General features: G+C 30.7%; 11 protein-coding genes and 1 pseudogene. 9 read left to right on the top strand and 3 right to left on the bottom strand.

The genetic code is table 11. The annotated features are described in order from the left end of the window. A partial coding sequence (locus tag BUA89_RS23605; protein WP_455423254.1) for an IS1/IS1595 family N-terminal zinc-binding domain-containing protein occupies positions 1-140 on the bottom strand: 140 nt, incomplete at its 3' end. A 70-nt stretch (positions 141-210) separates the two neighbouring features. Between BUA89_RS23605 and BUA89_RS22505 the strand changes: the two genes are divergently transcribed. The 9 genes from BUA89_RS22505 to BUA89_RS22535 all read left to right on the top strand — a co-directional run bounded on the left by BUA89_RS22505 (position 211) and on the right by BUA89_RS22535 (position 7,747). Beyond that, positions 211-768, top strand: coding sequence for a hypothetical protein (locus tag BUA89_RS22505; RefSeq protein ID WP_072964250.1), 558 nt, complete (start codon positions 211-213; stop codon positions 766-768). Beyond that, positions 755-1,885 (top strand): ComEA family DNA-binding protein, encoded by a 1,131-nt coding sequence (locus BUA89_RS22510; protein WP_072964252.1) that lies wholly within the window; start codon positions 755-757, stop codon positions 1,883-1,885. The genes BUA89_RS22505 and BUA89_RS22510 overlap by 14 nt, the downstream gene beginning before the upstream one ends. Then, complete coding sequence (locus BUA89_RS22515; protein ID WP_072964253.1) at positions 1,885-2,946, top strand: nucleotidyltransferase domain-containing protein; 1,062 nt, start codon at positions 1,885-1,887, stop codon at positions 2,944-2,946. Before BUA89_RS22510 ends, BUA89_RS22515 begins: the two co-directional genes overlap by 1 nt. A gap of 227 nt (positions 2,947-3,173) precedes the next feature. Further along, positions 3,174-3,614, top strand: a complete 441-nt coding sequence (locus BUA89_RS22520) for a MarR family winged helix-turn-helix transcriptional regulator (RefSeq protein ID WP_072964255.1) — start codon at positions 3,174-3,176, stop codon at positions 3,612-3,614. A 6-nt stretch (positions 3,615-3,620) separates the two neighbouring features. After that, complete coding sequence (locus tag BUA89_RS22525) at positions 3,621-6,044, top strand: TonB-dependent receptor domain-containing protein (RefSeq protein WP_083531767.1); 2,424 nt, start codon at positions 3,621-3,623, stop codon at positions 6,042-6,044. A 163-nt stretch (positions 6,045-6,207) separates the two neighbouring features. Continuing rightward, positions 6,208-6,375 carry a hypothetical protein gene (locus BUA89_RS23250; protein WP_178362495.1) on the top strand — a complete coding sequence of 56 codons (168 nt, stop codon included), beginning with the start codon at positions 6,208-6,210 and terminating at the stop codon, positions 6,373-6,375. 66 nt (positions 6,376-6,441) lie between these two features. After that, complete coding sequence (locus tag BUA89_RS22530; RefSeq protein ID WP_072964259.1) at positions 6,442-6,999, top strand: hypothetical protein; 558 nt, start codon at positions 6,442-6,444, stop codon at positions 6,997-6,999. A gap of 232 nt (positions 7,000-7,231) precedes the next feature. After that, positions 7,232-7,372 (top strand): hypothetical protein, encoded by a 141-nt coding sequence (locus BUA89_RS23255; RefSeq protein ID WP_178362496.1) that lies wholly within the window; start codon positions 7,232-7,234, stop codon positions 7,370-7,372. A 165-nt stretch (positions 7,373-7,537) separates the two neighbouring features. Beyond that, complete coding sequence (locus BUA89_RS22535) at positions 7,538-7,747, top strand: hypothetical protein (protein ID WP_072964261.1); 210 nt, start codon at positions 7,538-7,540, stop codon at positions 7,745-7,747. On the opposite strand, the gene BUA89_RS22540 is transcribed toward BUA89_RS22535, so the two are convergent. Both BUA89_RS22540 and BUA89_RS22830 read right to left on the bottom strand, forming a co-directional pair. Then, the gene (locus tag BUA89_RS22540) at positions 7,748-8,830 is read right to left on the bottom strand and encodes an acyltransferase family protein (RefSeq protein ID WP_178362497.1); all 1,083 of its coding nucleotides are present in this window, start codon (positions 8,828-8,830) and stop codon (positions 7,748-7,750) included. It abuts the gene before it with no gap. Between the two features lie 182 nt (positions 8,831-9,012). Continuing rightward, a pseudogene (locus tag BUA89_RS22830) lies at positions 9,013-9,152 on the bottom strand (IS1 family transposase); the annotation flags it as partial.

Here is a 9,152-nt window from a genome sequence, read left to right on the forward strand (position 1 = left end):
CTCCTTTGTTCAAGACTTTTTACATCAGATTTACTTTCAACACTAAAATAGCAACCACAATCTTTGCACTTATATCTTTGTAAGCCTCTTGTAAAGCCAGCTTTAACTTTATTCTCTGATTGACATTTATAACATTTCATAAAACTAATTTATGAAATATATTTTAATTTAACAATACCTAATTTTAATTTAATTTTTGAAGAAATTGAGTTGTACTTCCATCCCGAATTTCAACGAGTTTATATAAATAGAATTTTAGATGGAATAAAAAATTTAAATCTAAAAAATGCTAACATAAATCTCTTATTCATTACGCATTCTCCATTTATTTTATCTGATATACCAAAACAAAATGTATTATTTCTAGATATTGATATAACCAACCAAAAATCTACTCCTCAATTATACGAAGAAGATAATACATTTGCTAGTAATATACATGAGATGCTAACAAATGGCTTTTTTATGCAGTCAACTAAAGGTGAGTTTGTTTTATCAAAAATTAAGGAATTCCTAAACTTTTACCAAAAAGTATTTGAGGCAAAAGAAAATAGTTTAGAGAGTTTTAAAGAAGAATATATAGTTAAGGAAGCAAACTTAAAAAAAATAATAAATTTAATTGGAGAAGATCAAATACGCACTATTTTGAATAATCATATAGAATTTATTGAAAAAAAATTAAAAGTTGAAAGTATTGAATCGGAAATTGAACGACTTAAGAAAAGAATTAAATTACTAGAAAATAAAAATAGTGATGAGGAAAATTAATTACCCAACCGATATAGCAACTTTTAGTGATGAATATTATAACTCATTATTAAAAACAACAGAAGGAGAAATTAATCATTTTTTATCTGGCATTCCTTTAATTTTTCCTCCAATAACTTTTAAAGATTTAGTAACCGAAAACTTCGAAGATTTAATTGGTTATAGTTATTTGTTAGAAACATATTTTTCAAGTAAGTCACCAACTGAAGTTGAAAGATTCAAGAGTCTTTTTAATTATTCAAAAAATCAACCATTTATAGCTGATTTTTTCATGAATAAAAAAGATGACTTAGAAATGAAAACCTGTTTCTATTGTAATATTGATTTTATAAATTCATTTAATGATATTGGAGAATATGAAAACGAAATTGATTTTATTAATAAAGCGACTCTTGAAGAATTAAAAATTATCTTGGGCGGCAAAAAGGCAGAATCCGTTTATAAAGAACTTAGAATTAAAAATATTTCTAAGTTTGATGAATTGAAAACAATTAAGGGAATTGGAAAAGAAACAATTAAAGACATTAAATTAATAAAACTTGATGATTTAAAAAAGTATAAAAATCATTTTACTTTAGATCATTTTATGCCTCAAAGTAAATATCCATATTTTTCTTTAAATCTATTTAACTTAATTCCTTCTTGTTACTCCTGTAATTCTAAATTCAAAGGAGCAATGGTTTTCAAAGATATTGATAATTTAAAATACTTATCTCCATCTTCTAATTTATTTTCTCTCAATAGTGAAATTGGTTTTAAATTATATTTTAATACAAAAGGAAAAAGATTAGAAACAAAAATTAAAAACACTAGAATCTTAAATGACATTAGAGTTGATTTTGAAAATATGGGTAGCGTTAAAGAGTTTGATGTTTATTTAGATATGTTTAAATTAAAAGGAAGATATGTTTATCATAAAAATGAAGCAATGAAATTGGTAAAAAAAAGAAAAGACTATCCTGATTCAGAGCTAAATGAAATTGCAAAACTTACGGGTCGTCACGTTTTAGATATTAAAAAAGATATTTTTGGTTCTTTAATATTTAATGATGATGAAAAAAATGAACCCTTTGCAAAATATAAAAGGGAAATTGCTGAACAATTAGGATTATTATAATGACAATAGATTTTCTAAAAAATAAAAACCTCATCCTCTTCGAAGCCATCTCCGGTAGCCGCTCTTTCGGATTGGCGACGGAAAACTCAGATACAGATATTCGTGGAGTGTATTATTTGCCAAAAGAAGATTTTTTGGGTTTACATTATATTCCGCAAATCTCCAATGAGACCAACGATATTACCTACTATGAAATCGGAAGACTGGTTGAATTATTACAGAAAAACAATCCCAATATTTTAGAAATTCTGGCAAGTCCGGAAGATTGTATTCAACATAAAAACCCGTTGATGGATTTGCTGAAACCTGAAGATTTTCTTTCGAAATTATGCAAAGATACATTTGCGGGCTACGCGATTTCACAGATTAAAAAAGCAAAAGGACTCAACAAAAAGATCCTGAATCCGATTGCTCAAGAAAGAAAATCCATTCTTGATTTTTGTTATGTTTTGCAGAATCAAGGCTCAATACCTTTGAAAAAATGGCTGCAGGAACGGGGTGGTTTAGTTCAGGAAAAATGTGGTCTGATAAGCATCGATAATACGAAAGGAATGTTTGCCCTTTTCTACAACGAATCGGGAGATCTGAATTATAAAGGAATTATTCAGCATGAAGAAGCCAATCAGGTTTCAGTATCATCTGTTCCGAAAGGTGAAAATCCTCTTGCCTATTTATTCTGCAATCTCGATGCCTACTCAACCTATTGCAAAGATTACCGCGAATACTGGAAGTGGGTTTCGGAGCGAAATGAAGACCGTTACAATGTCAACCAAAATCACGGGCAGAATTATGACAGCAAGAATATGATGCACACGATTCGCCTGCTGCAGTCTTGTGAACAGATTTTTAAAACAAATTCTCTTAATATTCGTGTAGAAAATCGTGACGAATTATTAGACATCAAAGCGGGTAACTGGTCCTATGAAGATGTGATGAATAAAGCCGAAGATTTAATAAAATCGATTGAGCATTATCATTCCGTTTCTTCACTTCCCGATTTCCCGGATGTAGAAAAAACGACAAAAATTTTAATTCAGATTCGGGAAAATTTATATCAATAGTATCATTTTAGAATGACATTATAATAAAGTAATGAATTGATTTTATCTGGAGATTATTTTATTTTTTTCTTCGTAACAACCTCATCAGCCACCATTAAATGGTGGTTTTTTCTTTTGTCTAAAAAAATAATTTTAATTCATTGTAACAAAATAAATCAAGCTTCTACAAATTAATTGACATATCAATAATTGATAAATCACTCTTATTTAAACTAAAAATTATATATATGGAAAAATTAGACTCAATCATATTTTACAATATCGACAAAGCTATAAGATCATACCGAAACTATGCGCAGCGCCAACTGAAAGCCAACGGATATACCATCACCATCGATCAGTGGCTGATTATTAAGGCAGTTTTGGAAAATCCGGACATTACGCAAAATGAAATTGGCGATCTTGTTTTTAAAGACAATGCTTCTGTTACGAGGATTATCGAATTATTGGTAAAATCTGAATATATCATCAGAACTCCACATCCTGATGACCGCAGGAAAACCCACCTTGAAGTTACGGAATCTGGAAAGGAAATCATCCAAAAAGTTCAGGATCTGGTGGAAAACAACAGGAAAACAGCGTTGGAAAATGTAACAAAAGAAGAGCTAGAAATAATGAACACTGCACTATTAAAAATATCACAAAACTGTATTAACCTCAAAAAATAAAACATAATGGTCAGAATATTTATCCTCATTTTTGTTTGGCTTATCACGCTTTTTAGTTCGTTGAAAGCACAAACAGCGCAGAATTTTTCTCTGTCAGGAAAAATAGATTCCGATAAGATAAATCAAATGGAAATCAATCTGTTTGATGCTGAAAATAAATTAGTAAAAACAGAAATTGCAGATCAGAAAGGAAATTTCAGCTTTAGTAATCTGGGCTCAGGAAATTACTCCATAAAAATTAATAACAACGGAACAGAAGCCTACAAATCCGAAAATATCAGTCTTACAGGAGATACTACCCTTCCATCCATTCACCTGAACGAAAAATCGATTGAAGCAGTTACCATCACCAAAACAAAACCGTACATCGAAAGACAAGACGGAAAAATGATCCTGAATGTAGAAAACAGCATTGCTGCAACAGGAAATTCAGCATTTGAAGTATTGGAAAAAGCACCGGGTGTAAATATAGACAGCAACGATAATATCAGCCTTCGCGGCAAAGGAAATCTTCTGGTTCAGATCGACGGGAAAAATACCCCGATGACCGGAACTGATCTCGCTAATTATCTTCGTGGGATCCCTTCTTCAACGGTAGAAAAAATTGAGTTCATTACCAATCCTTCATCAAAATATGATGCGGCAGGAACTTCCATTATCAATGTTAAACTCAAAAAAGACCAGAGAAAAGGGACTAACGGAAGTCTTTCTACCTCTTTGGGAACCGGGAAATTCATTAAAAACAACAACAGTTTCAACATCAATCACAGAAACAAAAAGGTTAACCTGTTTGCCAACTATAGTTTTGCTTACCGTGAATTTTACAACCAGCTGATTCTCGACAGAAACTTTTATGATAACGGGACTTTCACCAATGCCTATGTTCAGGATAATTTTCTGAAAATGAATTTCCGCAATCATATCGCCAAAGCAGGAATGGACTATTATGCTAATGACAAAAATATTATAGGGTTCTCTGTTGGGTTTATCAGCAACAGGTTTAATCCTACAAGTACCAACGAAACACAGGTGCTGAACCAGAATTATCAACCTGCCGGAAGCTTTATTACCAACAGCAACAACAGAGATCACTGGAAAAATGCATCCATCAATTTCAATCACAAATATAAAATTGATTCATTAGGTTCAGAATTAACGACGGATTTGGATTATATCAACTACTCCAACGCCTCTCTTCAGAATTTCAATACCCGGAATTTTGATGTGAATGGAAACTTTTCTTCTCTGCAGCCCAATCCTTATATTTTAAAAGGTGATTTGGACGGCAACCTGAATATTTATTCCGCAAAATCCGACCTTATAAAAGTTTTCAAAAACAACTGGAAGCTGGAAACCGGCCTGAAAACAAGTTTTGTAAAAGCAGATAATGACCTTCAGTATTTTGATGCAAGCTCAGGAATTCCCGTTACGGATCTTTCAAAAACCAATCATTTCATTTATGAAGAAAACATCAATGCCGCCTATGGAAATGTGATTAAAAACTGGGATAAATTCAAAGTAAATTTCGGAATTAGAGTCGAAAACACCAATGTTACCGGAAACCAGCTGATGACCAACCAGATCAATAAAAAGAATTATACTCAATTATTTCCTAGTGCCGTTTTTTCTTATGATCTGAATGATAAAAATACCATCGAACTGAATTTCAGCCGAAGAATTACCAGACCGACCTACAAACAGCTGAATCCATTTAAATTCTATCTGGATCCTACAACCTATCAGGCAGGAAATCCCGATCTGAACCCGCAGACTACGATGAATTATGAATTCACTTACAGTTTAAGCAATAAATATTTTGCCACATTAAGTTACAGTAAAACTGAAAATAACATTACCGATGTACTGAAACCGACAGATGAAAACGGAAATATCGTAGTCGTACAGGCCGTAGAAAACCTGAGCTCCGCAGATTATTACGGATTAAACCTGATTGCCCCTGTAAAAGTGACCCAATGGTGGGATATGAACAACAATGCAAATTTCTACTACGGAACATATACCGGAAATATTGCCGATACTTATATTAAAAACCAGGGAAATTTCACCTTCAATATCAACAGCATCAATTCATTTAAAATCGGAAACGGATTTTCTGCAGAGTTGTCGGGAAATTATCAGGCAAAACAGATTTATGCTTACATGCACCTGAAACCGATGTGGTCTGTAAATATCGGAGCCCAGAAGAAATTTAAAAACAACAGTACCCTGAAATTCTCTTTCAATGATATTTTCTTCAAAAGCAATCCGGAAGCCAGAAATATATACTCCAACTATATCGAAAATTTTATCGTAAGAAGAGATACGCGTGTCGCAACACTTTCTTATACCTACAATTTCGGTTCTGGAAAATCCGGACAGGCAAGAAAAACAGGCGGTGCAGACGATTTGAAACAGCGTGTAGGGAACTAAGGAACTGAGCAAACTTGTCAATAAAGAAATATTTTTTTAAGAATAAAAGATTACGCAAACCGTAATCTTTTTTTTGTTGATTTAGACTATCTTTATTACTTTACACTTTTCCTGGAATTGAATTTGAAAAATATAAAAGAAACTGCGGAAAACTATTCCTATTATGAAAAATATAGTTTTATTAATTGATGAAATCATTATAAAAATAAAAGAGCAGGGAAATAAAACCGGACTTCGTTATGGTGATGCGAGAGTCATTTTAGCATTAGAAATTTTAAGGTTAGAAATGGCCATTCACAGAAAATATCAGTCAATAGTATTAAAGCATTGAATGAAATAAGTGCAATAACTTCTTCTGAAAAATGATCAGGGTATTTATCCCGAAATTTACAACCTGTTGGACACTCTTAGCATAAAAATAACACCATTAAATCCCGACTTTCACAATGCAGATATCGGTATCGTGGGTTTCTCAAATGATAAATGGAAGAAACATTTCAGCAAATGGATAAGCTCTTTTATGGATGATATAGATCCATACAACCGGACTAATAGAAATATTGAACTCAATGATGATACTGCGTTGTTTTTAACCATTGAGAAAATAAAAGACTTATCGTCCAGACAAATATCCATCTTTGAGATCAATAATAGATATACAAGGGGCGTCTATCTATATTTTAATTTTAAAAGTGTCCCTAAAACCAATTCTATCTATGCAAAACTAAAAGACAGTATAGAAAGTTTCAAAGGAAAATCTTCCTGGCGAATGGAATATGTGAAAAATAGAAAAAGTCATCTAATTATACCTCAGTATTTTTATGACAACGACATACAAAGAATAATCCCCGAAGAAGAAGAGCTGTTACTTACTTTTAAGCAGGAAGTAGATCATGCAATAGCCGATTTACCGTTTTTGACAGAAAAAATTAAGCAGGATTTTCAACTGAATTAAAACAAAAATAATCTGTTATGTATTTTGAAATATTTAGATCTTTGCTCCGGCAGTTCGAGTGTTTTTCGTAATGAAATGAAGAAAAATGTATCGAGAACCCTTGAACCAAAGCACAAAATTTTTCTTTCAACCTCCAACTTCCTGATAAGATTTTTTAAAGACTCATTCGAAATGCCGAAAATAAATCAAAATTCGCAAAGGGTAAAACAATTTTTTTTATATCTAAAAACCAATGGAAAATAAAATATTAGAATTAGAAAACGGAGCGAAAATCCTCAATTTAGCTTATGAGATAGTAGATAAAAATAAAGGGACGCAAATAATTACTGCTATTTTTGAAAAATTTAAACCCCAAAAAGAGAAGGCCATTTAGCGATCGGTTCAGAAACATCTGTTAAACTGATCACCGACGACAATGAATTTTCTTTTTCAAAAGATTTTAAAGACGAACCCATCTACATATTTTTTGAACAGGACAAAATGCATCAAGGGCAGGTTTTTGTATTACAAAATGATAGAGAGTTTAGTAATGTTGTGAATGAATGCTTTGGAATGGAATATTTTATTTCAAATAAAGAATACCGATAACGATAGTTTTAATTTAGGCAGAGGAAATATAATCTATTCCAATGTAAAGGGCGATGTTGGGAATATTGCAACATTTAGAATTAACGGAGGTTCTAATGTAATCGTTAAGAGACTTGGAAGCGATGTGAAGCTTACTGGCGCAGGAATAGCATCAGTGTAGTTATTTTCTCATGTTCATAAATGGTATTTCAACCCATTTATACATTAATATCGAAAATAAAATAGTTAAAATCCAAAACAATAAAAACTTTATGAAAAAATTAAATGGTAGGTGATTCAATATTAAAAATGAAACAATTGTCAAATTAACAAGATACATAGAATAAGAAATTAAACTTCCTTTCGTAATTATTTTATTTACAAAATGAAGTTTGGTTTCTTTCAGATAGTAAAATTGGGGAAGCATCATTAAAATAGAAAAAGGCATTATACAAAAGTATAAGACACAACTATAAAAATTAAATTCAGTAAAGAAGTCAAACAAAAATTTGTTAAACAAAAAAATAATAAAACCTAATACAAATAAAATTGTTTTGTTTTTATCAAAAAATAATCTTTTAAAATGAAAAATCCAGGCTCCTAAAACACCAATTAGAATACTATCGAGTCTCGTAATCACCGGTTTTCGTAGATTATTATCCCATTCTGTTAAAGTGCCTATGTTTAAATTTTGAAAATAAAATAAACGAATAAAATTAGAAGCAATAAATACTATGAAGAAAATTATAATTATATTAATTTTTATCGAAACCTTTGAAATTTTATGAAAAATAAATAACAATATAGGTAAAGTTAAGTAGAACCATTCCTCTATAGATAAAGACCATGATTCGATAAAAAAAGATTTAGGCTCATGATTTAAGTTTTGAATGAAGAATATAGTTTTTAAAACTTCCCACTTTTGAAAATGAGTATGTGTCAAGTAAGACAAAGTGATTATCAAAAAAATTGAAACTAAATATGCAGGTATAGTTCTAAACCATCGACGTTTCCAGAAGTGAATAATTTTTTTAAAAGAAATTCCTTGCTCAAAATCTCGTATTAGAATTCTACCAATCAAAAAACCACTTAAAACAAAAAATATTAAAACTCCATCAGTGATTAATAAATGTATAAACTGAAATTTAGAAGGCAATAATAAGATAGAATGGCTGATTAATACAGTGAAAATTGCTATAAAACGAAGAAGATCTAATCCAAAATTACGTTTTTCAGGAGCTTCAACCTTTAATAAATTTTTCATGATCATTATTTAGCAACGAAAATAAATAAAAATATTTCCATTACCAACATCTATCAATATCATCTTGCGAAATATTGTCTTCACCATAAGGAAGTGATAAACTCTTAAGAAAAGACCAGATTTTAATAAAAAAGTTTTTCATCGGTAAAGTTTTTGTAAATGTAGTAAAAAAATGGGTATTGTTAAATTAAAATATCTAATTGGTTATTAAGTTTTAAAAATAATAGCTTTAATGAGTTCTCTAACATATATTGTTTTTTAGAATAACACTTTGTCTTTCTTTTAAATCTTGCCAAATAATGTCTGATTCTGGAATTGTAAC

The sequence above is a fragment of the Chryseobacterium arachidis genome, from assembly GCF_900129245.1.
Taxonomy (GTDB): Bacteria; Bacteroidota; Bacteroidia; order Flavobacteriales; family Weeksellaceae; genus Chryseobacterium; species Chryseobacterium arachidis.

What these genes read in the sequence shown, in the direction of transcription:
- BUA89_RS22510 (WP_072964252.1), top strand. Translation starts at nt 755, where the DNA reads ATGAGGAAAATTAATTACCCAACCGATATAGCAACTTTTAGTGATGAA.
- BUA89_RS22515 (WP_072964253.1), top strand. Translation starts at nt 1,885, where the DNA reads ATGACAATAGATTTTCTAAAAAATAAAAACCTCATCCTCTTCGAAGCC.
- BUA89_RS22520 (WP_072964255.1), top strand. Translation starts at nt 3,174, where the DNA reads ATGGAAAAATTAGACTCAATCATATTTTACAATATCGACAAAGCTATA.
- BUA89_RS22525 (WP_083531767.1), top strand. Translation starts at nt 3,621, where the DNA reads ATGGTCAGAATATTTATCCTCATTTTTGTTTGGCTTATCACGCTTTTT.
- BUA89_RS23250 (WP_178362495.1), top strand. Translation starts at nt 6,208, where the DNA reads ATGAAAAATATAGTTTTATTAATTGATGAAATCATTATAAAAATAAAA.
- BUA89_RS23255 (WP_178362496.1), top strand. Translation starts at nt 7,232, where the DNA reads ATGGAAAATAAAATATTAGAATTAGAAAACGGAGCGAAAATCCTCAAT.
- BUA89_RS22535 (WP_072964261.1), top strand. Translation starts at nt 7,538, where the DNA reads ATGAATGCTTTGGAATGGAATATTTTATTTCAAATAAAGAATACCGAT.
- BUA89_RS22540 (WP_178362497.1), bottom strand. Translation starts at nt 8,830, where the DNA reads ATGAAAAATTTATTAAAGGTTGAAGCTCCTGAAAAACGTAATTTTGGA.